This window comes from Myxococcus stipitatus DSM 14675, from assembly GCF_000331735.1.
Classification (GTDB): Bacteria; Myxococcota; Myxococcia; order Myxococcales; family Myxococcaceae; genus Myxococcus; species Myxococcus stipitatus.
The window spans coordinates 7,668,235-7,692,874 of sequence record NC_020126.1; the positions used below are offsets into that span (position 1 = coordinate 7,668,235).

The window sequence follows — 24,640 nt, forward strand, 5'->3', positions numbered from 1 at the left end:
CCGATGTCGTCGCGGTGTTCGCGTTTCATCCTTCTCGTCCTGCCGTTGCTCGCGCTGGCCTGTGGTGATTCCCCGAAGGGACATCCGCCACCCTCGCCCACTCCGCCCACCGTTCGCGAAGTCACGCCCACGGGGGGGCCCATCGCCGGGAACACGCTCATCAACGTCTACGGCTCGGGGTTCGAGCCGGGCGCGAAGCTCTACCTGGGCAACCAGGAAGCGCTGCGCACCGTCGTGGTCAACGCCTTCCGCATCTACGGCTACTCGCCCACGTCGAGCACCGCGAAGGTGGACGTCCGCGTGGTGAATCCGGACAGCAGCTTCGGCGTGCTGGTCGGGGGCTTCACCTACGAGGGACCGCCGACCGCGTCCATCAGCCAGGCCGAGGTCCTCAACAGCAACACGGAGGCCATCAGCGGCGGGCCACCGGTGGGTGTGCTCGTGCGAGGCGCCATCACCGTCGCGGGCCTGACGCGAGGCGTGGGCCAGGGCGGCGGCGTGCGCGCGCAGGTGGGCTTTGCTCCCGCGGACGCGGAGCTGCTCAAGCCGGAGAGCTACACGTGGGAAGAGGCCACGTACGAGGGCGACTCCGACAGCGGCGAAGCGGATATCTACAAGGGCAACGTGCTGTTGCAGCCCGCCATCGGAGGCGAGAGTCGGGAGTGGGTCATCACCCTGCGCTTCTCCATCGACGGAGGGAAGACCTGGGTGATGGCGGATGGCGACGGCATGGCCAACGGCGTGGCGGCGAACATGCTGCGCCGGGTGTTCATCTCTCGGCCTCGCGTGGACTACTGCAAGCTGGGGCCCGATGGGAGCGGCGCCAACCCCGAGGTGTTCTACCGCCCCACGGACTCGACGCTGCACAAGGTGCTGGGGCAGGTCTTCGCGGCGGGCATCACGCAAGGCGCGGGGGCGGGCTCGGGGGTGGTGGCGCAGTTGGGCATCGGGCCGGAGGGGACGGACCCTCGGGAGTCGAAGGACTGGACGTGGGTGCCCGCGGTCTACAAGGCCGAGCACGGCAACAACGACGAGTGGGAGGCGGAGCTGCCCAACCCGGGCACGGTGGGCACGTACAAGCTCGCCTTCCGCTTCAGCATCAGCGCGAACGCGTGGCGCGTGTGTGACGCGGACGGTGTCAACGACAGCACCGAGGGCCCGCTGACGTTCAGCACGACGAAGCTGGGCACGCTCACGGTGGGCAACGAGGCGCCGAAGCCGCCCGTCGGCTGGTGCAAGATTGGCGAGGACCAGAAGGCGCCCGAGGTCATCGCCTACCAGACGACGCAGACGGCGGGGCTGAAGACTGTCTATGCCCAGGTCAACATGACGGGCGTGACGGACAAGGTCGGCGCGGGGCCTGGGTTGTCGGGTCAGCTCGGCTGGGGGCCGGCGAATGAGGACCCTCGCGACTCGCCGGTGTGGAACTGGGGCACGCCGCTCGTCTTCAACAAGGACAACTTCACGGTCAACGACGAGTGGAAGGCCGTGCTCCCCAACCCTGGGCAGAACGGCAGCTTCCGCTACGCGGTCCGCTTCAGCGCCAACGGCGGGCCTGTGCGCGTCTGCGATGGGAATGGCACGGACGATGGAGGACAGGCGTTCGAGCTGGACCAGTTGGGCGAGCTGTCCGTGTCCGGCACGGTGGTGGTGCCCAAGGTCATCGGCTACTGCAAGATGGGGCCGTCGAACGTCAGCACCCCGGAGACGGTGGACTACGCGACGGGGGCGGTGCCCAACCACCCGGTCCTCGCGCAAGTGTTCGTGCAGGGTGTGACGGACAGCCAGGGTGTTGGCGCGGGAGTGGAGGGACAGCTCGGCTGGGGGCCCGTGGGTGAGGACCCGGCCACGTCGGCGCAGTGGAACTGGTCGACCTCGGCGACGTACCTGGATGAGTCCGGCAACAACGACCAGTTCGAGACGACGCTGCCCAATCCGGGTGCGGTGGGCAGCTACCGCTTCGTGTACCGGTTCAAGGTGAACGACGGCGCGTGGATGCTGTGCGACTCGAATGGGAACAACGGCGGAACGCTGACCTTCGACCCGGCGATGATGGGCACCGTCAATGTGGTCGCACCGCAAGACGTCACCATCGGCTGGTGCAAGCTCGGCGGTGAGGCCACCGAGCCCCCGCCGAGCGAGGTGTACCGCGTGGGGCAGGCGGCGAAGACCGTCTACGCCCAGGTCTACATGCAGGGCGTCACGCCGGGAGCGGGCGCGGGCACGGGGATTCAGGGTCAGGTGGGCTACGGCCCCGAGACCGATGCGCCGGAGTCAGCGAGCTGGCACTGGACGTCCACGGGCGCGAGCTTCAACCGCGAGTCTGGCGACAACCAGAGCAATGACGAGTGGATGGCGCCGCTGCCCAACCCGGGCACGACGGGTCGCTACAAGTTCGCGTTCCGCTTCAACGTGAACGGGGGGAACTACCGGTACTGCGACGCGGATGGACTGGGCACCAACGGCTTCACGTTGGAGCAGGCGGGAGGGCTGGAGGTGAGGCCCGTCGCGGTGGACGCGTGCCAGCTCGTGGGGCCCGCGACGCTCAACGCGACACCGGGAGGCACCACGCCGGTGGTGCGTGGACAGGTGCTGGTGACGACGGTGACGGATGCCATCAGTGGAGCGGCGGGCGCGGGCATCACCGCGGAGGTGGGCCATGGGCCTGCGGACTCGAACCCGGCCACGGCGTCGGGCTGGTCGTGGACCGCGGCCAGCTTCGCGGTCGAGACGGAGGGCGGCGCGCAGGATGCCTATGAAACGGCGCTGACGGCTCCTGCAACGGAGGGCACGTATGCGGTGGCGGTGCGCTTCCGATATCAGACCGGTGCGTGGGCGTACTGCGACCGGGACGGGAGCGCCAATGGGTACCAGACGGCGCAGGCCGCCACGTTGTCGGTGGTGGAGGTCGTCCCTCCTCGAGTGGACAGGTGCAGGCTCGGGGGAGAGGTCGCGGGTCCACCGCCGCGTGAGACGTACGGGTTGGGAGCCCAGGCCTCGAGGGTCATCGCGGTCCAGGTCCACGAAGCCGGAGTGACGCCGGGCGATGGCGCCGGAGCGGACATCGTCGCCGAGCTGGGTGTCGGACCGGCAGGGATGGGTCCCGGGGACGCCAGCTGGGAGTGGGTCTCCGCGACTCATGGTGCGGACACGGGCGCCGGGCAGGATGACGAGTACCGGGCGACGCTCCCCAACCGGGCGACGGCGGGGCTCTACCGCTTCGCCTACCGCGTGAGGCTGGGAGCGGGGCCCTTCGTGTACTGCGACGCGCATGGAACCACGGAGGGCGGGGACACCTTCGACATCGCCCAGGCGGGAACCCTGGTGGTGCGGGACTACGCCTCCGAGTCCTGCCAGCTCATGACCACGGGTCCGATTTCAGTGGGCAGTGGTGGCGCAGTCACGGTGACAGGCCACATCCACGCGCCGGGACTCACGACCGGAGCAGGAGCCGCCGAGGGGCTTCAGGTCCAGGTGGGCCTGGGCAACGCGGACAGGAATGCCTCGGAGGCGCCTGGCGACTTCACCTGGAAGGCCACTCCGTACTCGGGCGGAGTCCCGGAAGCACCCGGCACCGGGGAGTTCACGACCACCCTTCATCCCGCCTACCAAGGCAGCCGTGCCGCGAGTCTGCGCTACGGCTCGGATGGTACGAACTGGAAGTATTGCGACCGGGACGGCAGTGCAGTGGGCGGCTACACGCAGGACCAGCAGCTCGCGGTCACCGTCAGCCAGCACCAGGACATCGACTACTGCAACGTGCAGTGGCCCTTCACCGCGACGGGCGGAACGACCATCTATGGGCAGGTGAACGAAGGCGGGGTCACCCCTGGCGGGGGCCCAGGCGCGGGCATCGTGGCCGAGCTCGGATTCGGCAACGCCCAGCAGGACCCGGGGGTCTCGGGGTGGACGTGGATCGCCGCGGGGTTCAACTCCGACAGCGGGAATAACGACGAGTACGCCGTGACCCTCCCCGCGCTCGCCCCCGCGGGGGCCTCCTACGTGTACCGGTACTCGTTGAATGGTGGCCCCTACTGCTACGGCGACCGGAACGACCGAGGAGGAAGCAGCAACGGCTTCCAGGGAGAGGACCTCGGAACCATCGGGGCAGCCCCTCCCTAGGCCCTCTAAGTCACCGTGCGCGCGGGCATTTTCACGGTCCGCGCGCGCGTTGACCGAATGATCTAGCGGTTCGAAACAGGTGCTTGACAGTGGAGGGATGCACTTATAAAAGCCCCCCCATCGCAGCGCGGAACACGCCTCCGGGCGGATAGCTCAGCGGCAGAGCGTCGCCCTTACAAGGCGAGGGTCACAGGTTCAATCCCTGTTCCGCCCAAGATTTGTTGTGGGGAGTTAGTTCAGTTGGTTAGAACGCCGGCCTGTCACGCCGGAGGCCACGGGTTCAAGTCCCGTACTCCTCGCCAAGAGAAGCCCCCGTAAGTCTCCGGACTTACGGGGGTTTTTTCTTTTCTGGGCTCTTCGCCTTTGGGCCTCATCATCTCCTCCGAGCTGTCGCAGGCGTCCCTAGGAAGTGCATGTAGCGCCGGACGGGGGTGAGAGACTCGTGCCCCGCCAACTCCTGGATCGCCTTCGTCGGGGCACCCTGGGCTGCTAGAGCGTGCCCGCAGATTGATGCCAGAGAAGGGTAGAGGCGATGAGGACCATCGCCAGGTAGTTGGCGGCGCCCTTGTCGTAGCGCGGCTCAAACCTCCGACTCTGAGTCAGTTGATTGAAGAGGTACTTCACCCAGCAGCGCTTGCAACAGGCCGCATGGAGAAAGGTGCGAAGGAGCGACTGGTCCGGGCGAGTGGGAATGACGGCCTGCACCCGGCACTCGCGACATCAGGCCTGCAGGCCGTTGTAGCTGTAGTCCCTTTCTTCGACGAGGGCACTTGGCAGTCGAGACGCGATGCCCCTGGTGTATGGGCACGAGGGACGCCTCCTCCAGCCATTAGCGCCGGGAAATCTTGCGTCTCATGCTGTGGAGCTTGGTCGAGAAGCCCCCCTGGCTGCTCCCGAGCGCTTCGGTTCCCCCCTTTCTCGGCGCCCCCCGCGCACTCGCCGCGTGCTGGTGCGCTCACACCACCCTGCGTCTACGTACGAATACAGCGTCCAGTCCAGCCGCCCGTCCTCATTCGCCTAAGCCTGCAACTGGCGCAGGATTCGCGCCCAGCCGCCTACCACCGACAGAAGCGGCTGCTGAGCGTCTTCCAGCTCCCGAATCGCTCTCGAGAGACCTCCCCCATGACACTCCGGTACGCAGCACCCAGCAGATACCGTCCGGCACCAGCCGATGGTCTTCATGCGGGCGTCCCATGGCTGGCCGCGGAGGCGGCGGCAGGCAGACCAGTCTCTCCCATTGCCCGTCGGTGAATTCTCCCCAGATCATGCCTTCTCAACGCCGGACAGCCCCACAAGGCTTTGAAGATGCGGTCCCCTGTCGAGCACCGACGCGCAACGTCACCTCTCTGACTGTGTCCGATTTGACGGGGGAAACTCCATTGAGGCCCTGGCTCCGTACACCCCAAGGAAGAGCGAATGAGATTGGCCCTCGGCTTCCGGCGAACACCCAGGGGAACCCTCCGGGTGCAGGGGTCGCACTGGAGCGAGGAGGTCCGGGCTCTTAAGTCCTCACGCTCCAGTGTTAATCGTCTCGGGCAGCGTCCAGGCAGGCAAGCATGAGTACCTGCTCGCTGGTTGTGCGGGTATCTCCCAGGTGGTACCCATCATGAGAGCGACCCCGAGGCGTCCCGAAGTTGCTTCGTCAGACCCTTTGGGTAACTTGCCGCGCTGTCGCCCTCCAGGCGGTGTGGCGGACTTGAGGACGAGGACGATGGCGCGCCGGACAGCAGAGCGAAAAGAACCCGCGAAGCCCCCTGTGGAGGCTAGTCCTGTCCTGGAACTGCCCTTCAAGGGCGAGCGACTCTCCATTGCGGGCCTGTTCGCCGGCATTGGCGGGTTGGAGCGAGGGCTCCGCATGGCGGGTCACCACACCCGGATGCTCTGCGAAATTGACGAGCCAGCCGTGCGCGTTCTCAAGGCGCACTTCCCCGAGGTCCAGCTGGAGCGGGACGTGCGAGAGGTGAAGGCGCTCCCTTCCATCGACTTGGTCGTCGCAGGATTCCCGTGCCAGGACCTCAGTCAGGCAGGACGGACGGCGGGCATCACGGGTGCGCGCTCGGGGCTGGTCGGCGAGGTCTTCAGACTCCTGCGTGATTCGAAGCCACAATGGCTCCTCCTGGAGAACGTGTCCTTCATGCTCTCCATCGACGGAGGGAGCGCGATGCGTTTCCTCACCAAGTCGCTGGAGGAACTGGGGTTCCGCTGGGCCTACCGCGTAGTGGACTCCCGTGCCTTCGGGCTTCCGCAGCGCCGCCAACGGGTTCTCCTGCTGGCATCGAGGACCGAGGATCCGCGCCCGGTTCTACTCGGGGAAGATGCTGGCGAGCCAAAGCAGCGCGAGACGTCGACGACGGCGTACGGCTTCTACTGGACCGAAGGATTGAAAGGCCTCGGCTGGGCGGTCGACGCAGTCCCTACTCTCAAGGGCGGCTCCGCTCTTGGCATCCCCTCATCCCCGGGCATTTGGCTCCCCGACGGCTGCATCGTCACCCCCGACATCCGGGATGCGGAACGGATGCAGGGCTTCCCGGACAACTGGACGGCGCCCTCGACGGACACCCCCGAGAAGAAGAACGGGCCCCGCTGGAAGCTCGTTGGCAACGCGGTCAGCGTTCCTCTCGCCGAGTGGGTGGGGAAGCGGCTGCGCGAGCCGGGAACGTACGACCCGAGCGTCGAAATACCGATGAAGGGCCTCAAGTGGCCTCGGGCTGCCTGGGGCGAGAGGAGCAAGATCGTAGGGTGCCAGCTCTCCGAGTGGCCGGTAGCCATCAAGGGGCCCGGCCTCGGGCGCTTCCTCAAGTACGAGCCAAGCCCCCTCTCCGCCCGCGCCACCGCCGGCTTCCTGTCACGCGCTCGGAAGAGCAGTCTCCACTTCGAGCCTGGTTTTCTCCAGGCAGTCGAAGCGCACCTCCAGCGTATGCTGGCGGTGGAGGCACTCCCGCGTGACCCGCAACGTCGCAAGCAAGGAACTGGCTGAGCTCAACCGCATCCTCCGCGCCGTTCCGGACCATAGCGCCCGGACGGAGGCCCGGTACGACGAGCTGAAGGGTTGGTTCTCACAGGTCCTCGGAGTTCCCGAGGACCTGATGAAGGCGACCTTCATTAGCGGTGGGAAGCAGGTCGGTCCTCGACTCACGACGCCGGGCATCCAGTTAGCGCGCCCGCGACTCGCCATCGGCGTTTTGGGGCGCCTGCACGAACTCGAAGCGTGCTTCAAGCGCGTCCAACTCGAAGTGGGCTCCGGCCCCGAACACTCCATGGGGGCCCTCGTGTTGGTCGGCGCCCTCGATGAGCAGCAGTGGAGTGTTGTTGGCTTGGTCGAGCCCGAGGGCGGCCCATTAGAGAAACCGCTGCGTGCCCTTTTCCCCAGCCTGGAAGTCTCTCGGCCTGTCACCGGCGGCCCAGGCCCGGACCGCGAGACAACCGAGTACACAACCGCGACTCGCCAGGGACTGCCGCTGCCAAGAGTCGGCGAGAATACCTACCCCGGCCTTGCGGACGTGACCTGGCTCGCGGACGAGCTTGGCATCCCGTCGGCTTGGCTGGATGAGGTGCGCGCCAGCCTGGAGGAGAAGAAGTCGCTCGTCTTCTACGGTCCACCTGGCACCGGCAAGACCTTCATTGCTCGCCGGCTTGCCGAGGCGCTCCAGCCCCGCCCCAACCTCCGGGCCTTCGTCCAACTCCACCCGAGCTACGGGTACGAAGACCTCTTCGAGGGCTATCGTCCCCAGCCGGGCTCCGGCGGCATCTCGCTCACCAAGAGGCCGGGGCCGCTCCGAAAGCTCGTCGAGCAGGCAGAGCAGAACCCTGCTGAGCCAGTCGTGCTCGTCCTCGACGAGATGAACCGGGGCAACCTGCCGAAGGTCTTCGGGGAGCTGTATTTCCTCCTCGAGTATCGAGGGGAAAGCATCTCGTTGATGTACTCGCCCGACGAATCGTTCAAGCTGCCCAAGAACCTCCTCGTCCTCGGTGCGATGAACACGGCGGACCGCTCCATTGTCCTCCTCGACCAGGCACTGCGCAGGCGATTCGCCTTCATCTCGCTCTTCCCTGGAGAGCCGCCCGTCGACCGGATGCTGCGAACCTTCCTCTCGCGCCGCGTGCCGCAGATGGCGTGGGTTGCAGACCTCCTCGACCTAGTGAACGAGAAGCTGGACGACCGTAACAGTGCCATCGGCCCGAGCCACTTCATGAGGAGCGACCTTTCCGAGGCCGTCCTTGCCCGTGTCTGGCGTCACAACATCCTTCCCGCCCTGGAGGACCACTTCTTCTCCAACCGGCGGAGGCTCGACGACTTCGCACTGCCCCGCCTGGTCGAGGAGGCCCGCGAGCGGTCTCGGGAGGAGTGAGTGCCGGGATGCGGACCATCCACCTCATGGAGCGCGGGACAACGTCCGACGTGGCGCTCACTGCGGACGAAGTCCGCTTTCTGAGGAGCGCCCGTGCTGGAGTCAGCATCCTCGCCTCCGGCAAGGCTGGCGTGTACGACCTCAAAGCGAGCCAGGTAATTGGCACGCTTGTCGGGCCTACATTCCGTCTCCTCATCCAGCCCAAACTGCCGGTCCGGCGCGTTCTCTACCTCCTCGGGTACATGAGAGGCACCATCCGCCTGGACGAGACCACCATACTCGGGGAGGCCGGAGAGCTCGCCGAGGTGATGCAGCTCCTTTTCATGAAGGCCTTGGAGCGAGCGCTGCGGGGAGGGCTGGTGCGAGGGTACGTATCGCGGGAGGAGGAGCTGGCGGCCATGCGCGGCCGACTCGACGTGGGTGGACTGGTACTCCGGCGCTTCGGGGTCGTGCCTCCCCTGCCCTGTACCTATGACGAGCTGACCATCGACACCGAGCCAAACCGCCGCCTGCTTGCGGCAGCGGTACGCCTGGCGGTATTGCCGGGTGGGAAGATGGCCCTGGCGCAGCGCCTGCGTGAGCTCGTCCGGGGGATGGAGGGCATTCGACTCATCCACTACGGGAGGACGCTGTCCGTACTGCCCCCGGACCGACGCTATGCGCACTTCGCGGAGGCGCTGGCGCTCGCCGACATGGTGCTGCGTAATTCGTCCGTCGAGCTTCGTGAGGGTGACGTCAGCGCCACGGGCCTCCTCGTGGACATGGAGGAACTCTACGAGGGCTTCGTTTTCACCGCGCTGGGAGAGGTGCTGTCCGAGAGCGGGCGATGGGAGCGCCACCCTCCCGACCTGTACCTTGACGAAGCCCGCCGAGTGAAGCTGGAGCCGGACATCCTCTGGAGCTCTGCACGCGGGGAGCCGCGACTCGTGCTGGACGCGAAATACAAAAGTTCCGTCCAGGGGATGCATGCCGACCTCTACCAGGCACTTGCCTACTGCACTGCGCTCGGACTCCGAACCGGCATCCTCCTCTACGCGGACACCGAGGAGTCCGTCCACCGCATTCCTGCCGCGGGCATCGCGCTCCACGTCGTGCGCTTCGACCCTGACGGGGAGCCGGACGAATTGAGGAACCGGGCACGTCAACTCGCCGCACGGCTCGAAGAGCTCGTCGCAGCGGGAAGAGCGGCCGCATGACGATGAAGCGTGTCCGACCAAAAGGGGTACCCGCTCCTTCTTCCCTGGAGACGGAGAAGAGGATGAAACAGCAGAAGACGCGAGACACAAAGCCCGAGCTCGAATTGCGCTCGGCGCTGCACCGCAGGGGCCTCCGCTTCCGCGTGGGGCACCCAGTCATCGGGACGCGACGGAAGGCGGACGTGGTCTTCGCAGGAGCGCGTGTGGCCGTCTTCGTGGACGGGTGCTTCTGGCACATGTGCCCCGTTCACGGAACAACGCCAAAGGCGAATGCGGACTTCTGGCAGGCCAAGCTCGCTGGGAACCAGGAGCGCGACCGACACACCGACGAGAGCCTCCGCGAAGCCGGCTGGCTACCGGTACGTGTGTGGGAACACGAGTCCATGGAGGAAGCGGCAGAACGAGTCGCCCTCCTCGTCCGGGGCCGGTTGCCAGGCAGTTGAGTTCGGCCGGATCCTTTTCTCGGCTACATTCGGTCAATGGCGAAGAAGCTGTCTCCCTCTGATGCCGCACTGCACGAGTACACCTCGACCGGCGAAGACGAGCGGTTCCTCCTGGAACCGCTGAAACGAGCAGGGCCACGGCCAGTCCTGTCCGCCCCCCGCGAGGCGAAGAAGAACTACGCGGAGCGCCTCTCCCGAGCCTTGGCGATGATGATGGCCGACCGGTTGCGCCCCAAGTACCGGGGACGACAGCACACCATCACGCCTACGGCTGACGAGCAGGAGCACGAGGCTTCTGTGAGTGGCGAGGGTGGCAGCAAGCGTGTGGACGTCGCCGTGTGGCACCGCCGCGATGGCCTCCTGCTAGACCTCTCCATCAAGACGCTCTCCTTCCAAGACTGGGACGAGAAGAAGAAGCGCGCCGGCCGCTACACGAAGAACATGAGCCGCAACGACCACGAACTCCAGGCCGAGGCGTCGCGCATCCATCGTCGCCAGCCATACGCCGTGCTCGCTGGGCTCATGTTCATGCCCATGTCCTCTTGTGATGATGGGGAGAGGGACAAGTCCTCCTTCGCACACGCAGTGGTGACATTCAGGGAGCGCTCGGGCCGCCTGGGACCGGATGACCTACGGTACGAGCGCTTCGAGCGTTTCTTCATTGCGCTCTACCAGTATGAAGGCCCCGAAGCGGGACAGGTCCGCTTCTTCGATGTCGCCCGAGCGCCCCCACGCCAGCGGCGACCGACGCACCAAGAGACACTCTCGCTGGCCCAAGTTGCCGACGCGCTTGTCGAGGACGTAGCGAGCAGGAACAATCCCGAACCCGAGTGGGCTGACGACAAAGATAACAACACGAACTAACCGCGGGAATCGGTCATCAGCGCCTTCCTCGCCTCTTCAGGAATACGCAGAGCACCGCAGGACCCCGTGGCTGTCCGAGGCGGGGGGAACTCGGGGGCGGAATCCTAGGGGCTATCCTTGATCTCCGAACAGGACAGAAGGTCGGGGCGGCAGTCAGCAAAGTTCAATTTGAAGAACTCCGCGGCAAGTGGGGTTGCGGGGCGATGTCATGCCGGCTGAATCCAGGTCATGCGCCGACATGAACGGAGCGATGCCGAGTGGAGCCGCATCGAGCCAGCCTTGAGCTCCAGGACTGGCCCTCAATCGAGGAGGGGGGGACCGCGACTTCATCAATGCGGTGGTGTGGCGCGTGAAGACCGGGGCTCAGTGGCGGGACCTCCCGGAGCTATTCGGCAACTGGGAGACAGTCTACAACCGCTTCCATCGTTGGGCGCGAACCGGGCGCTGGGGACCATTTTCAAGGAGTTCCGACTCGAGGTGGATGAAGTCGGGTCGCTGGCTGATGCATCGGTTGTCCGAGCGCACCAGGATGCGGCGGGCGGGAAAGAGGGCTCCGAAGCACTGCTCTGGGGCGTTCTCGAGGAGGTTTTTCAACGAAGGCTCACGCCATCACTGCGACGAGCGGTAAGCCGCGCCACCTCGCGCTGACACCGGGCCAGCAGCACGAATCCACGATGGCCGAGGAGCCTCTCGTGCATGCCGAGGGCAAAGCCTTCATCGCTGACACGGGCTGTGACGCCGACTGGGCCTCCCCGGGTTTTGTGGACACCGGAGATGAGGTGACCGAAGGATGTCCATGACGATGCCGAGACGCGAGCGCAGGAAGTACACGCCCGAGTTCAAAGCCCGGGCTGTGAAGATGGTGCTGGAAGAGGGCAAGTCCCGGGCGCAGGTGGCCAAGGACCTGGACCTGACTCGCAGCGCGCTGGAGGCTTGGATGAGGCAGTCGCGAACGGACGCGGGCCAGGGGCCGTCCGGGGCGCTGACGACGGGTGAGAAGGAGGAACTCGCTCAGTTGCGCCGCGAGGTGCGCCAGCTGCGGATGAAGCGGGAGATACTCAAAAACGCGGCGGCCTTCTTCGCCAAGGAGAGCACGTGAGATTCACGGCCATCCAGGAGGAGAAGGCGAACTACCCGGTGGCAATGCTGTGCCGTGTGCTGGAGGTGTCCCGAGGGGGCTACTACGCCTGGGAGGGACGTGAAGCGTCGGCACGCCGAAGGCCAATGCGGCGCTGGTGGAGCGAATCCAGCAGGTGCATCAGGACAGCCGCCGCACCTATGGCAGCCCACGCGTCCAGGCCGAGCTGAAGGCCCAGGGGCTGCCCGTGGGCCGGCACCGCGTGGCCCGGCTCATGCGCGAGGCAGGGCTCGGCGCTCGTTGACGCAGACGGTTCGTGCACACCACGGACTCCAAGCACAGCCTCCCGGTAGCGCCCAACGTGCTGGCTCGCGACTTCAATCCACCAAGGCCCGACCGGACGTGGGCGACGGACATCACGTACGTGCCCACGCGGGAGGGCTGGCTCTACCTGGCAGTAGTGCTGGACCTCTTCAGTCGGCGCGTCATCGGTTGGGCCATGGACCGCTGCATCGACCGGCACCTGGTGCTTTCGGCTCTCGACATGGCGCTCAAAGGTCGCTGTCCCCCAGCGGGACTGCTGCACCACTCGGATAGGGGCAGCCAATACGCCAGTGAGGACTACCAGCGAGCGCTGGCCGCCCGCGGCATCCGGTTCAGCATGAGCCGCAAGGGCAACTGCTGGGACAACGCCGTGGTGGAGAGCTTCTTCTCCACGCTGAAGACAGAGCTGGTGCACGACGCGGACTTCTCGACGCGCGAGGCGGCGAAGGGTGGCTTGTTCGAGTTCATCGAGGTGTTCTACAACCGCAAGCGGCGGCACTCCTCACTTGGCTACGTCAGTCCCGCCGACTTCGAGAAGACCGCCTCGCAGGTGCCACTGGCTGCTTAACCCACCTGTCCACAGAACCCGGGCAAGCTCAGGGCTCCTTCTGGTCGGGCGCCGCAGCTTCGCCCCTTTGACAAATGATGACCCGAGGTGGCGCAGCAGTGCCGCCCATCGGGCCCTCCGAAACTCTCGAGGGCTGACCTGAAGGCGAGGGCCCGGCTGAGGGCATCCTGACGGGGACACCCTTCCCCAGTTTCCGACCCGCCGCCTTGAAGCAAGCGAAGCAGGAGGCATCAGCCTCCGCCCCTCTCTTGAATCGAAGGGGCGTCGCCCGCCTCAGCCCTTGCTCTTCCCCTTGGTCCGCGTCCCCAGTGCGGCGGGCTCACGGGGCAAGTGCCTCAACCCCATCCAGCCCAGTGCCGCCACGTGCCTCGCCACGTGCTCCAGCGAGATGGGCCGCCCCTCCGCCGCCCACCACACCCCCACCTGCGTCACCATTCCGACGAGCGCGTTCGCGTACACCGGGGCGACCTTGGCGTTGAAGCCCGCTCGGCTGAACTCCGACTGGAAGATGTCCCCCACTCGCTGCGCCAGGTCGTCGATGACGCGAGTGAGGCCACGCCGGGCGCTCGACGTCGGTGAGTCGCGCGTGAGGACGGCGAACCCCGCGGGCTCCTCCTTCGCATAGGAGAGGAAGGCCAGCACCGCGCCCTCGAAGCGCTCGCGCGGACTGCCCTGCGCGATGGCGTCCGACATGCGCTGCACCAGCGAGTCCATCTCCTGCTCCACGATGGCCGCATAGAGCCCCTCCTTCGCCCCGAAGTGCTCGTAGACGATGGGCTTGGAGACCCCCGCCTGCGCCGCCACCTCTTCGATGGCCGTCGCCTCGTAGCCTCGGGACGCGAAGAGCTCTCGGCCCACCTCCAGCAATTGGGCGCGCCGCTGCGGCCCCGTCAAACGCTGTTTCTTGGCCACCTTGACCTCTAGGCTACTCAATCGTAGGTTACCGAATCGTAAGTTACCGGCAAGTAGGCTACCCGCCGGTTTCGGGAGACCTCCGTGTATCTCATCCTCTGCGGCCTCGTCTTCATGGGCGCCTACCTGCTCAACATCCTTGTCATCACAGTGGGTTACCACCGCGGGCTCGCGCACAAGGCGGTGCGGCTGCACCCCACGCTGCGCCGGCTGCTCGTGGTGGGAGGCAACTGGTTCACCGGGCTGGACCCCAAGGCATGGGTGGTGATGCACCGGCTGCACCACGAGCACTCCGACACCCCGCTGGACCCCCACTCCCCGGTGAATGTGGGGCTGCTGGGCATCGCCACCGAGCAGCTGCGCAGCTACAAGCGCGTCATCGTCGGCCTGATTCGCGAGCAGCCCGAGTACACGAAGTACGCGAAGGACCTCGACTTCCCGCTCAACGCCCTGAACCGCAAGAACCTCTGGTGGCTGCCGTACGCGGTGCACGCGGGCGTGGGGCTCGCGCTGGCGCTGAGCGTGGGCTGGATGCTGGGCGCGGCGTACTTCCTGGGGATGATGAGCCACCCGGTGCAGGGCGGCCTCGTCAACGCGCTGGGACACGCCGTGGGCGGGCGCAACTTCGACACCCGAGACAACTCGCGCAACAACCACCTGACCGCCTGGCTCATCATGGGCGAGGGCTTCCAGAACAACCACCACGCCTATCCGGGCTCGGCGTCCTTCTCGCACCACCGCTACGAGGTGGACCTGGGCTTCGTGGCCTGCCTCGCGCTGGAGAAGCTGGGGCTCGCGACCATCGACCGCGCCTACCTCATCCCCAGGCCCGAGGCGCTGGACGCGACACGCGTCGAGGCCTGAGCCTTTCCCATCCAGTCCGGCGCGGCGAACGCACCCTCTGTTCGCCTGCGCCCGGCTGGAGTCACAGCCTCATCGGCGTGAGCGCCGGGGCCTCTTCACGGCGCGAACCGTGCGGCTCGCCCCTCCGCCCGCGTAGAAGAGGTCGCCGCCATCCGACTCGAGCCCCGAGACAGACTGCCCCTCGGGCAGCGTGAGCCGGACGAGCACGCGGCCGTCGTTCGGGTCGATTCGCCGGATGTCGCTCGAATCCCCTTCCATCGTCCCGTGCCACAACTCCCCCTCCACCCACGTCACGCCGGTGACGAAGCGGTTGGACTCGAGGGTGCGCAGGACCGCGCCCGTCTCGGGGTCGAGCTGATGAATCATCCGGCCCCGGAACTTTCCGAGCCACAAGAACCCCTCGGCCCAGGTGAGCCCCGAGTCGCCGCCATCGCCAGGGGCAGGGACGGTCTTCACCACCTGCCCTGTCTTGGGGTCGATCTTCCGGATGTGGCCCTCTCCGAGTTGGAAGAGATACCGGCCATCGAAAGCGGTCCCCGCATCACAGGGCACGTCGATGGCGCGCACGGGCTCACCACTCTCCGGGTCGAAGGACTGGAGCTTCTCGCCTCCAGCGAACCAGACATTCGCGCCGTCATACGTCACGCCATGGACGCGCGAGGCGGCATCGAAGGGCCCGTACTCGCGCAGAATCTCCGCTGGCTGCGTCTCTTCCGCCTCGGTCCGCGTCTTGTCCATGTCCGTGCTCGTCCCTCGCCCCGTGGCCCGCTCTACTCGAAGAGCGTGGCCGTCGGGAGTAACAAAGTCGTCGTGAAACCACTGACAGGGGGCGCCACCCAGCGCCGCGCACGGCCACTGCCCAGCGCACGGACCTGCCCCTCCTCCGCCAACAAGGAGAGCGCGCGCTGCACCGTCCGTTGACTGGCACCGAGCACGAGCGCCAGCGCCGAGGTCGACCACTGCTCGCCATCCGCGAGCAGTGCCAGCACCGCACCTCCCGCCCCCTCGACAGGTGGCGCGAGGACCCGCACCTCCACCGGAGGCCTTGGAGCCAAGGCGTAGCCCAGCGGGGTGGCGTGAATCTCCGCCAGGTCACGCAACTGCGTCCTCAATCGGCCCAGCTCGACACGCAGGCGCGCGCGATAGGAGGCATTCACACGCCGCGCCCCGAAGACGCGCCGGGCAAGGTCGTCTCGTGTGGCCGCACCGGGCCAGGCCTCGGCCAGTGCGCGCAAGAGCTCGAACAGCACGGGCCGAGTGGCCAGCGTCACGACGCGCGCACGCAGGTGCACCGTGCGACGGCAGGCATTGACGACGAGGTGCTCCGAGCCCAGCAGCGACTCGACCTCATCGAGCATGACCCATCCCGCCTCACCCCGCGCAATGACTCGCGCGGCGGGGAGGCTCAGGACACGCGCGACGTGCTCGACCTCGGCGTCGAGCGAGGGAATGCGCGCACGTCCGGCGGCGCTCCGCACGTGCTCGAGCGCGACGCGGGCGGCACGGGTGGCGCCTCGCCGCAGCGCCACCTCGAGCTCCAGCAGATGCGCGACGGCCCACAGCATCGCGGGCGCGCCGCGGAGGTCGAGCTCGGCCACGGCCCGCGCGGCCTCATCGACCCGTCCCAGCAGAAGGGCACGCCGCGCCTGCAACAGCCGGGTGTAGCGCGCGTTCCGCGTGTCACCGTGGCGAAGGAACGTGCTCAGCGCGTCGTCGAGCGTGAGGTCGGCGCCGCTGAAGTCTCGAGACGCCAGGGCCACCTCCGCCTCCGCGACGTGGCAGCGTGCCCGCGCGAGGTCGTCGCTGGAGCCATAGGCCCGAGCCGCGCGTCGCAGGAGCTGCGTCGCCTTCGCGAACACCCCCATCTGCGCCATGGCGATGCCTCTCACGGCCAGCGCCGGCGCGTCCTCGCGGAGCGCCACGCGCTGGAGTGCCCCCAGGGGGTCGCCCTCTCCCAGTGCCCGAGCCGCCGCCGTGATGAGCGCATCCATGACGCGCATCCTCCAGCCACCCTCCCGCGTTGGGAAGCCCGTCGTCTTTGTTACTCCCAGCCCTCGCGCCCGGTCCATTACCTCTGGGGCATCCACCCCCACGGAGGAATCACCATGCCCCCCATCAAGACGGAGTCGAGGAGTGAGTGGCTGGCCGCGCGCCAGGAGCTGCTGGCGAAGGAGAAGGCCCTCACGCGGATGCGCGACGAGCTGAGCGCCACGCGCCGCAGCCTGCCCTGGCTGCGTGTGACCGAGCCCTACGTGTTCGAGGGCCCCGAGGGCAAGCAGACACTGGCGCAGCTCTTCGCGGGGCGAAGCCAGTTGCTCGTCTACCACTTCATGTTCGCCCCCGAATGGGAGGCCGGCTGCAAGAGCTGTTCGTTCTGGGCGGACTCCTTCAACGGAGTCGCCGAGCACGTGAGTCAGCGGGATGTGAGCTTCGTCGCCATCTCGCGCGCGGAGCTGCCGAAGCTGCAAGCGTTCCGGCAGCGCCTGGGCTGGCGCTTCAAGTGGGTGTCCTCGCATGGGAGCGAGTTCAACTACGACTTCCAGGTGTCCTTCCGGGCAGAGGCCTTGGCTCGGGGCGAAGCCGTCTACAACTACGGGCCGCTGTCGAACTCCAACACGGACATGCCGGGCTTCAGCGTCTTCGCGAAGGACGAGCGCGGCGACATCTTCCACACCTACGGGACCTACGGACGAGGCATCGAGCCCGTCAACGCGGCCTATCAACTCCTGGACCTCCTCCCGAAAGGCCGAGACGAGGACGGGCTGGCCCACCCCATGAGCTGGGTGCGCTTGCGGGACGAGTATGGCCATGGAGCCTGAGCAGCGCCGTCCGGCGGTGCGCGCTCCCGCGTTGTCGCTGGTCCTGGGCCTCATGGCCGCGCTCCTGCCGAAGTGCCCGCTGTGCCTCGTCGCGTACCTCCCCGTGCTCGGAGTGACGGTCGGCGCGGCGGGAGCCCTCATCTCGATGCTGCGTCCCGTCGGCCTCGCGATGGCAGCCCTCTCGCTGGGCTTCATCCTGGTTCGTCGCCTGCGAACGCCACAGCGAACAACCTGACCCGCCACGGCCCCGTCACCCGCGAGTGAGGCGGGGCCTGGCATCGGCAGGCCTCAGGTCGCGTGCCTCAAGGCGCGGAGCCCAGCTCGCGCTCGACCTTCTCCACCAGAACCAGGGCCTCCTGCAGGTGTCGCGAGGAGGCCACGGTGCGCGCCTGGCGCAGCCGCTCCTCGACGAGCGACTTCTCGCCGCGCAGCGAGTGGGCCCGGCCCAGCTCCAGCAAGGTCTCCACCGCGGACCACCAGTCCTCGTTTGTCTCCGCGTTGGAGAGCGCCTGCTCCAGATGGGGCAACGCGGAGGGGACATCTCCTCGACGCAGGTGGAGCCTCCCGAGCGAGGTCTGGGCCTCGCGCTCGCCCGCGGGGTCCTTCACCGCTCGCGCCAGGGAGAGGGCCTTCTCGGAGAGCACCAGCGCCTGGGCGTCCTTCGGGTCCTTGCGCGCGCGAACATTGGCGAGAGCCGTCAGCGCGAACATCTGCCCCGTGGTGAAGCCCACCTGCTCCCGCAGCCGCAGGGAGTCCTCGTACAAGGAGATGGCGGAGTCGAGCTCGCCTCGGTCCTCGGCGAGGGAGGCGAGGTGACGCAGGTTGTAGGACTCCATCAGCACATCGTTCGCGGCGCGGGCGAGCGACAGGCCTTGCGAGTAGGCCGCCCCCGCAGCCTCGGCCTGCCCTTGGAACTGATGGGTGAGCCCCAGGTAGAACAGGGCATCGAGGCGCCCTCGAGAATCCCCCGAGGTGACGGCGATATCCCGCGCCTGCTCGAAGAACCCGGCGACGTGAGCCCACTCGCCCTGCCCCGTCAGGAGCACGATGCCGTAGTGGTAGATGCCCTCCGAGTTGAGCGCGGCGACACGGGCCCGTGCGTCGCCCGATGCATCCGCGAGGCGACGGGCCCGGTGCAGCACCTCGAGCACCTGGGGCCTCTGCATCCCGGTCCGGTGGCGGAGCATCCGGGACATGACGCGACCTTGCTGCGCGAGGATGAGGGCCTCGCCCCCTCCGTCCTTCAGGAGCCGGGCGCGCTCCCCCGCGAACTGACCGAGCGCCACGGCGTCGTCATACCGGCTCTCCAAGTCGTAGGCCTGCATCAAGGTGACAGCCGCTTCGCTGAAGGCACGTCCCTGCTCGGCGCCCGTGCCCGCGCTGGGGGCCTGAGCGGACCTGCTGGTCGCGCAAGCGGTGACGAGTGACACCAATCCCACACAGATGAGCTGCCTCATGTCCCAGTCCTCCCGAGAGGCGTCGTGCCTCCCATCGCGGACCGAAACTAGGGACAGACTCGCCGCCTGGGGCGCTGATGGGATGAGACGCGGAGCGGAGGGACGAGCCGCGGAGGGGGAAGGACGAGTGACTCGCTGTCGGAGCCACCTCGAATGGGGTTACCCTCTCCGACATCATGACGGCCGAGGAGCGACAGCAGCTCGTGGAGCAAGCGCGGGACCTCCTGACGAAGCACGTGGTCCGCTGGGAGGAACCCGCGCCGTGGGCGGAGCACAGGGACTCGAGCTACACACAGCTCGCGGTCGCGGTGCGGCAGGCGCTCGCGGGGGACTCGGGGGCGATTCCGACGCTGCGCCGGGTGTTCGGCGAGCCGTTCTTCGCCCGGACCAACTCCCACAATGAATACGGGATGGCCTCGCTGGGCCTCGCGCTGCTCGGAGACCGCGAGTCGCTGGAGCTCATCCGAGGGGTCATGCCCATCAACCTGAACCGGGAGACCCGGCCCCTCGCCCTCGCACTGCTCGAGGAGCCCTCGGCGCGAAGCAACGACTGACACACCGCTCGCTCACAGCGGATGGCCGAGCACCTGCTCCAGCCGAGTCCGGTACGTGCGGCTCAACGTCAGCTCCTGACCGTCTCTCAGGACGAGCCTGTGGTCTCCAGACAGCGTCGGTGACAGGGAGACAATCCGGTCCACGTTCACGAGCGCGGAGCGGTGCACGCGGGCAAACCGTCGCGACGGCAGGCGCCCCTCCAGCTCCGCCATCGTCTCGCGCAGCAGGTGTGTCTCCGCGCCGATGTGCAGCGTGACGTAGTTCCCCGCCGACTCCACCCAGTCCAGGTCATCCACGGCCACGAGCACCGTGCGGGTCCCCGTCTTGACCACGAGCCGCTCGGGGGTGGGCTCGGGCCGAAGCTCCTGGAACATCCGCTGGAGCTGCTGCCTCAAGTCTCCGGGAGGCGCCGCCAGGCGCTCCCTCACCCGCGTCAACGTGCGCCGGAAGCGCTCCACCGTGAACGGCTTGAGCAGGTAGTCCACCGCGGCGGCATCGAACGCTCGCAGCGCATGCTGGGGCCAGGCCGTGACGAAGACGACCACCGGAGGCGCCCCCGGCCCCATCTCCGCCAGCACACCGAACCCATCCCGCTCCGGCATCTCCACGTCGAGGAACACCAGCGCGGGCCGCTCACGCGCCAGCACCTCCATCGCCTCCTGCCCGTCCGCACACTCCGCCACCGGATGCAGGTCCGGCTCCGAGGCCAGCAGCGTCCGCAGCCGCTCGCGGGCCAGGGGCTCGTCATCGACGATGAGCGTGCGGACGCTCATGACCGCGTCCTCCGGTAGGGCATCGACAAGGAGAGGAGGAACCCGCTCGGCGCACGCGCCCTCCACGTCACGGATTGCTCGGCCCCATGCAGTCGCTCCAGCCGCGCGCGCGTGGCCCCCAGCCCGATTCCCTCCTCCAGCTCCGTCCGCCCCACGGGCGGCCCCACCCCGTCGTCCTCCACCTCCAGCGCCAGCTTCGCGCCGTCACGACGGACACGGACCCAGACCTTGCCGGGCCCTCTGCGCGGAGCAATGCCGTGCCGGATGGCGTTCTCCACGAGCGGCTGGAGCAACAGCGAGGGCACCAGCCCCTCCCGAGCCTCCTCCGCCACCGACACCTCCACCTGGAGCCGGTCGGAGAAGCGCGTGCGCTCGATGTCCAGATACGGCGCGAGCAGCTCCAGCTCCTCGGAGAGCGGCACCTCGTGGCGCCCGTCGCGCTCCAGGCTCGCGCGCAACAGCTCGCTCAGCTGCCCCACCATCCGGTCCGCGGAGTCCACGTCCCGGTGCATCAGCGTGGAGATGGCATGCAGCGTGTTGAACAAGAAGTGAGGCTGGAGCTGGCTGCGCAGCAGCTGCAGTTGGGCCTGCGCGAGCTGCGCCTCCAGCTGGGACGCGCGCACCGCCTCTTCACGCATCCTCCGCGCATACGCGACCGCCGCCTCCAACCCCACCAGGGAGAAGTAGACGAGCAGGTCGAAGTCCGTCGTCTTCGACGCGATGAACAGGAAATAGCTCCACGCCCCCGTCCACCCGCCGTCGACCTCCACCACGAGCCACTCGCGCAGCACCGCGAACAGTCCCAACGCCAGCACCGCGAAGCCCACCCCGGGCACCAGGTGCATCGGCACCTGCACGAACCAGGGCTTGCCCGTCGCGCGAATCCGTCGCGCCACCGCCAGGACGAACGGCGTGAGGACCGCCCAGGCGTACCAGACGCACGCCCCCGTCAGCAGCGCCTCGCCCAGTCGAGGCGGCTCCCCTCGCGAGGCCCGATACACGAACAGCTGCGCCCCATAGAGCAGCGCGAGCACCGTGTATCCGGCCAGGATCACCGCGGGCCAGAACCCGCGTGGAGACAGCCTCCACCCCGCTCCGGGGGCGGAGGCAGCGGCGGAGGACTCGGCGGTCCATGACACAGAAGGGCTCGTCGACATGGGGGTGACGGTGACTCTAGCCCCACCCCACGGCCTTTGACGAAGTCCGGTCGACGAGGCCCTCCAGCGCACATCCCTCATGCCCCTGGAGAGCCTTCCCGGACGAGGCCTCCGCTCGCATGCGTCTTACTGACAGAGCCTCTCGACCGACTTGATTCTGATCACGCCATCGACATTCGGGTCGTTGGTCTGGTCGCCGATGGCGAGGGTCCCGTTCGTCGCGAAGTTCTTGCGAGTGAGCCGCGCGACCCCGTCGATGCTCACCGTGGCCACCTTCGCCGCATCCACCGCGAGCTCATAGACATGGTACGCACCATCCGTCACGGGGAACCCCACGGCCTGCGTGTCGTCCGCCCATCCGATGGCCGCGCGGTCGAGGTAGATCATCTGCGCGCGCTCCGTGGAGGTTCCCGCGGGTGACGTGAAGCCCCCCAGGATGGCCGCCCCACTGTCCAGCGAGTTGTGGTTGTTCACCGACTCGACCTGCATCGTCACACGGAGCTTGAAGGGCCTCGTTGCGTCGAAGGCATTCGCCAGCGTGATGAGCAACTGCCCGCTCGTCCTCGCGCCGGTGTTCGTCGACGTGGCGAGGCGGACATGGTCCGTGCCCTGGGTGATGGTGTTCGGGTCCTGCGCGAAGGTCCTCCAGCCTTGCGTGGTGATGTCTTCGCCGCCGACCAGCAGCGGAACACTCGAGCGCGCGGACCACTGCGTCGTCGACGTCGCCGGCTGGCACGACTCGCAGGCATTCGCCGGGTTCACCGCTCCCGCTGCGTGCAGCGCGCCATCGATGAAGCACCTCTGGCTGCACGCACCGGCCGAGCAGACCTGGCCCGTCCCGCACTGCGTCCCGTCCGCACGAGGCGTCCACGCGGTCGGGGACGTTCTTGGACTGCACTGCTCGCACCCATTCGCCGGATTCACGGCCCCGGAGGCAACCCTCAGATTGTCTATCTGACAGCGCTCGACACAGGCACCTGCCTCACAGTCCTCGATGGACGAACAGGCATTGCCGCAACGGCCGCAGTGCGCGGAGTCCGTCCCTGTGTTCACGCAGGCACCGCCACACTCGGCTTCGCCCGCGTTGTTGCAAGTCACCGGGCCGGAGGCGTCAGGCGTGGGGATGGGGTCAGGCGGGCGATCATCACCACAAGCAGCCACGAGGCCGAGAACAACGAGGCAGGAGAGCGCGACAGAGCGAATGGAGACCATGTCGCTCCCACCTTACGCCGCACCCCGCCCGCGCACGACCTCTGCTCGCGACGACATCCCACTTGAAGCCACTCTCCTTCCGACGACCACAGGCCCGGATGGAAGGTGAAGTGGGTCGGAGTGCCGGCCCCACACACCACACGACGTGGCCCCTTCAGGGCTGGAGAGGCGACCCGAGTGGCCGCGTCGTCAGGGCTTGGGAGTCATCAGCCACCATGGAGTCTCCAGGGCGTCTTGGGGCATCCGAATCCCCGGCGCACGGCGCACATGCGCCCAGAAGCGGCGACTCACATCCTTATCCAGGAGCTTGAAGTCCCCCGCCTTCTGTCGCTGCTCGAGGAATGGAAGATAGGCTCCCACGGCCTCGGCGCCCACCTGCTGGAAAATGATGTCACCGCCAAACTCGCGGTGCAGTGAGCGCTGCACCATCCACGACAGGACCATCTCCCGCGCCACCTCGTCCTCGAGTTCCTTCAGCGCAGCCGCCCCAAGGGCCGCATCATCCTCGGACTGTCCGCGGAGAGCCCGCTCCGTCGACTCCTGCGAGGCCTGGAGTGAGCGTCGCTGCTCGGGCGACAAGTCCACGCGTCCGAGCTCCGCGCGCAGGCGGTCCCGCTCCGCCTCGAGCTGTTGACGGAGCGCTTTCGTGCCCGAGGAGAGTCCCGCGACCGCGGCCTCGATGTCCTGCTTCGCGGGCACAAGGCCCTTCCGCTCGATATATGCCTGCAGGAGCGGCCCCAGCAGGAGCTCCTGAAGCGCCTGCATCTCGGAGTTGGACTCCCAGAGCGCATAGTCCTCGGGACTCAGCGTCGCGCGCCTGGCCTGTCGCTCCGATTCCCGCGGCCTGAGGGCAGACCGTGGAATCTCACGTTTCAGGACCACGGCCACGGGCTTCTCGACGGCTGCCGGCGGCGCGGCCAGGGCGTCGTTTCGCGCCACCAGGAGCAGCAGCCCACAGACGCCCCACGCCCAGAGCCCCTTGAAACCCTTTTGCATGTGCATTCCTTTCAGGAGGGGAGAAAGGCATTGCATCCAGCATGCCTCCACGACTCCCTTCGCGGCCCTGTATCACGGCCTGCACACCTCGGCGGGCCCTCGTGCAGGGTGTGCAACGGACTGCGCACCTGTGCCTCCTCTCTCCGGCCTCGGGTGACACGGGACTGAGAAGGGAATACGGGCTCGATTCCGGCGCGGCGTGAAGGGAGATGGCTCCCTATCGCGCCACGGAGCTCTCGTCCGGGGTCGGGGAGAGGGCCGGAGGCGCGGCGGTCTCCAGTTCGGCGTCGGAGAGGAGCCGGTAGCCGAGCGTCCTCGCCGCATCGAGCTTGTCGACCTCGACGTGAACCAGGTGCCCTTCTGGAGTCCGGGCGCGGACCTTGCCCTCGGAGACGAAGGCCCATCGCGTGGAGCGGGGGACTTGCGTCATCGCCAGGTCCGAGGAGACGTGGGTCACGAGCCCCGACTGGACATCGAGGATTCGCACCAGCTGGGACGGAGGCGGGGTCGCGGTCTTCTCCGAGGTGTCGCGGCACGTGACGACGCCTCGCACCCAGCCACGCTTGTTGCTGGTGGTGTCCGAGAGGATGACCGCCGAGCCCACCTGGGTGCCGAAGAAGACCTGGGGCCCCTTCTCGGAGCCCGAGTCCAGGAACCATTGATACTGGCGCTCCTTGCAGAGCTCCTTCGCCCGCTTGTGGAAGTAGTCGTGCAGCGTGCCCAGGTGCGTATAGGGATTGCCGCGCACTTCGATGCGGACGACGCCGGGGGATATCTCGGAGTCCTGATAGCCACCGGACATCCCCATCGGCTGATAGGGGGTTGCACAGCCGTGGAGCACGAGTCCAGCGGCCGGCATGGCGAGAAGTCGTCTGAGCAAGGGCATCGTCAGGTCAGGGTGGGAAAGAAGGGGCGAGGTGGGTGAGGCGCTGATGAACCGGGCCCGCTCGA

Annotated in this window: 21 protein-coding genes, 2 tRNA genes and 1 pseudogene; 14 read left to right on the forward strand and 10 right to left on the reverse strand. The window is 67.5% G+C overall.

The genetic code is table 11. The annotated features are described in order from the left end of the window. Nucleotides 1-3 precede the first annotated feature (3 nt). From MYSTI_RS41085 to MYSTI_RS29515, 3 genes are all read left to right on the forward strand, one after another. Entirely contained in the window at nt 4-4,122 is a 4,119-nt protein-coding gene (locus MYSTI_RS41085; protein ID WP_015351476.1) for an IPT/TIG domain-containing protein, read from the forward strand. Nucleotides 4,123-4,264: 142 nt separating this feature from the next. Continuing rightward, nucleotides 4,265-4,336 (forward strand) — tRNA-Val (locus MYSTI_RS29510). 11 nt (nt 4,337-4,347) lie between these two features. Further along, nucleotides 4,348-4,424, forward strand: a tRNA-Asp gene (locus tag MYSTI_RS29515). A 707-nt stretch (nt 4,425-5,131) separates the two neighbouring features. Here the strand turns inward: MYSTI_RS29515 and MYSTI_RS45780 are convergent. Beyond that, nucleotides 5,132-5,389 (reverse strand): transposase, encoded by a 258-nt coding sequence (locus MYSTI_RS45780; protein WP_420811509.1) that lies wholly within the window; start codon nt 5,387-5,389, stop codon nt 5,132-5,134. Nucleotides 5,390-5,833: 444 nt separating this feature from the next. Here MYSTI_RS45780 and MYSTI_RS29525 point away from each other — a divergent pair, with 444 nt between their 5' ends. The 7 genes and pseudogenes from MYSTI_RS29525 to MYSTI_RS29555 all read left to right on the forward strand — a co-directional run bounded on the left by MYSTI_RS29525 (nt 5,834) and on the right by MYSTI_RS29555 (nt 12,944). Next, the gene (locus MYSTI_RS29525) at nt 5,834-7,099 is read left to right on the forward strand and encodes a DNA cytosine methyltransferase (RefSeq protein WP_015351477.1); all 1,266 of its coding nucleotides are present in this window, start codon (nt 5,834-5,836) and stop codon (nt 7,097-7,099) included. Beyond that, a complete protein-coding gene (locus MYSTI_RS41090; protein WP_015351478.1) occupies nt 7,065-8,471 on the forward strand; it encodes an McrB family protein in 1,407 nt (468 codons plus the stop codon). The genes MYSTI_RS29525 and MYSTI_RS41090 overlap by 35 nt, the downstream gene beginning before the upstream one ends. 8 nt (nt 8,472-8,479) lie before the next feature. After that, nucleotides 8,480-9,667, forward strand: a complete 1,188-nt coding sequence (locus MYSTI_RS41095; protein WP_015351479.1) for an McrC family protein — start codon at nt 8,480-8,482, stop codon at nt 9,665-9,667. 2 nt (nt 9,668-9,669) lie between these two features. Continuing rightward, a complete protein-coding gene (locus tag MYSTI_RS29540) occupies nt 9,670-10,110 on the forward strand; it encodes a very short patch repair endonuclease (protein WP_063639812.1) in 441 nt (146 codons plus the stop codon). Nucleotides 10,111-10,146: 36 nt separating this feature from the next. Further along, nucleotides 10,147-10,974 carry a hypothetical protein gene (locus MYSTI_RS29545; RefSeq protein ID WP_015351481.1) on the forward strand — a complete coding sequence of 276 codons (828 nt, stop codon included), beginning with the start codon at nt 10,147-10,149 and terminating at the stop codon, nt 10,972-10,974. A 328-nt stretch (nt 10,975-11,302) separates the two neighbouring features. Further along, on the forward strand, nt 11,303-11,602 hold the full coding sequence (locus MYSTI_RS45785) for a transposase (protein WP_420811527.1): 300 nt from the start codon (nt 11,303-11,305) through the stop codon (nt 11,600-11,602). A gap of 174 nt (nt 11,603-11,776) precedes the next feature. After that, nucleotides 11,777-12,944: pseudogene (locus MYSTI_RS29555) on the forward strand (IS3 family transposase). A gap of 273 nt (nt 12,945-13,217) precedes the next feature. Here the strand turns inward: MYSTI_RS29555 and MYSTI_RS29560 are convergent. Next, nucleotides 13,218-13,856, reverse strand: a complete 639-nt coding sequence (locus MYSTI_RS29560; RefSeq protein WP_015351485.1) for a TetR/AcrR family transcriptional regulator — start codon at nt 13,854-13,856, stop codon at nt 13,218-13,220. 84 nt (nt 13,857-13,940) lie between these two features. Between MYSTI_RS29560 and MYSTI_RS29565 the strand changes: the two genes are divergently transcribed. Then, nucleotides 13,941-14,720, forward strand: coding sequence for a fatty acid desaturase (locus MYSTI_RS29565; protein WP_015351486.1), 780 nt, complete (start codon nt 13,941-13,943; stop codon nt 14,718-14,720). Nucleotides 14,721-14,789: 69 nt separating this feature from the next. Here MYSTI_RS29565 and MYSTI_RS29570 read toward each other — a convergent pair whose 3' ends face one another. Together MYSTI_RS29570 and MYSTI_RS29575 are read right to left on the reverse strand one after the other, a co-directional pair. Continuing rightward, nucleotides 14,790-15,458, reverse strand: coding sequence for a Vgb family protein (locus MYSTI_RS29570; protein WP_015351487.1), 669 nt, complete (start codon nt 15,456-15,458; stop codon nt 14,790-14,792). 32 nt (nt 15,459-15,490) lie between these two features. Further along, on the reverse strand, nt 15,491-16,711 hold the full coding sequence (locus MYSTI_RS29575) for a hypothetical protein (RefSeq protein WP_015351488.1): 1,221 nt from the start codon (nt 16,709-16,711) through the stop codon (nt 15,491-15,493). A 114-nt stretch (nt 16,712-16,825) separates the two neighbouring features. Here MYSTI_RS29575 and MYSTI_RS29580 point away from each other — a divergent pair, with 114 nt between their 5' ends. Next, nucleotides 16,826-17,539: a DUF899 domain-containing protein gene (locus tag MYSTI_RS29580; RefSeq protein ID WP_015351489.1), complete on the forward strand. Its 714-nt coding sequence runs from the start codon at nt 16,826-16,828 to the stop codon at nt 17,537-17,539. Then, the gene (locus MYSTI_RS29585) at nt 17,529-17,774 is read left to right on the forward strand and encodes a hypothetical protein (RefSeq protein ID WP_044281569.1); all 246 of its coding nucleotides are present in this window, start codon (nt 17,529-17,531) and stop codon (nt 17,772-17,774) included. The genes MYSTI_RS29580 and MYSTI_RS29585 overlap by 11 nt, the downstream gene beginning before the upstream one ends. Nucleotides 17,775-17,841: 67 nt before the next feature. Here the strand turns inward: MYSTI_RS29585 and MYSTI_RS29590 are convergent, their stop codons facing one another. Then, nucleotides 17,842-18,996, reverse strand: coding sequence for a tetratricopeptide repeat protein (locus tag MYSTI_RS29590; RefSeq protein WP_015351491.1), 1,155 nt, complete (start codon nt 18,994-18,996; stop codon nt 17,842-17,844). A 176-nt stretch (nt 18,997-19,172) separates the two neighbouring features. On the opposite strand from MYSTI_RS29590, the gene MYSTI_RS29595 reads away from it, so the two are divergent. Beyond that, nucleotides 19,173-19,550 (forward strand): hypothetical protein, encoded by a 378-nt coding sequence (locus MYSTI_RS29595; RefSeq protein ID WP_015351492.1) that lies wholly within the window; start codon nt 19,173-19,175, stop codon nt 19,548-19,550. A 12-nt stretch (nt 19,551-19,562) separates the two neighbouring features. Here the strand turns inward: MYSTI_RS29595 and MYSTI_RS29600 are convergent, their stop codons facing one another. The 5 genes from MYSTI_RS29600 to MYSTI_RS29620 all read right to left on the reverse strand — a co-directional run bounded on the left by MYSTI_RS29600 (nt 19,563) and on the right by MYSTI_RS29620 (nt 24,548). Further along, entirely contained in the window at nt 19,563-20,324 is a 762-nt protein-coding gene (locus tag MYSTI_RS29600) for a LytR/AlgR family response regulator transcription factor (RefSeq protein ID WP_015351493.1), read from the reverse strand. Continuing rightward, nucleotides 20,321-21,463, reverse strand: a complete 1,143-nt coding sequence (locus MYSTI_RS29605) for a sensor histidine kinase (protein WP_169558675.1) — start codon at nt 21,461-21,463, stop codon at nt 20,321-20,323. The genes MYSTI_RS29600 and MYSTI_RS29605 overlap by 4 nt, the downstream gene beginning before the upstream one ends. A 144-nt stretch (nt 21,464-21,607) precedes the next feature. Beyond that, a complete protein-coding gene (locus tag MYSTI_RS44910) occupies nt 21,608-22,243 on the reverse strand; it encodes a hypothetical protein (protein ID WP_233277998.1) in 636 nt (211 codons plus the stop codon). Nucleotides 22,244-22,882: 639 nt separating this feature from the next. Beyond that, on the reverse strand, nt 22,883-23,689 hold the full coding sequence (locus MYSTI_RS29615; RefSeq protein WP_015351496.1) for a hypothetical protein: 807 nt from the start codon (nt 23,687-23,689) through the stop codon (nt 22,883-22,885). Between the two features lie 217 nt (nt 23,690-23,906). Continuing rightward, nucleotides 23,907-24,548 (reverse strand): CC0125/CC1285 family lipoprotein, encoded by a 642-nt coding sequence (locus tag MYSTI_RS29620; RefSeq protein WP_015351497.1) that lies wholly within the window; start codon nt 24,546-24,548, stop codon nt 23,907-23,909. Nucleotides 24,549-24,640 lie beyond the last annotated feature (92 nt).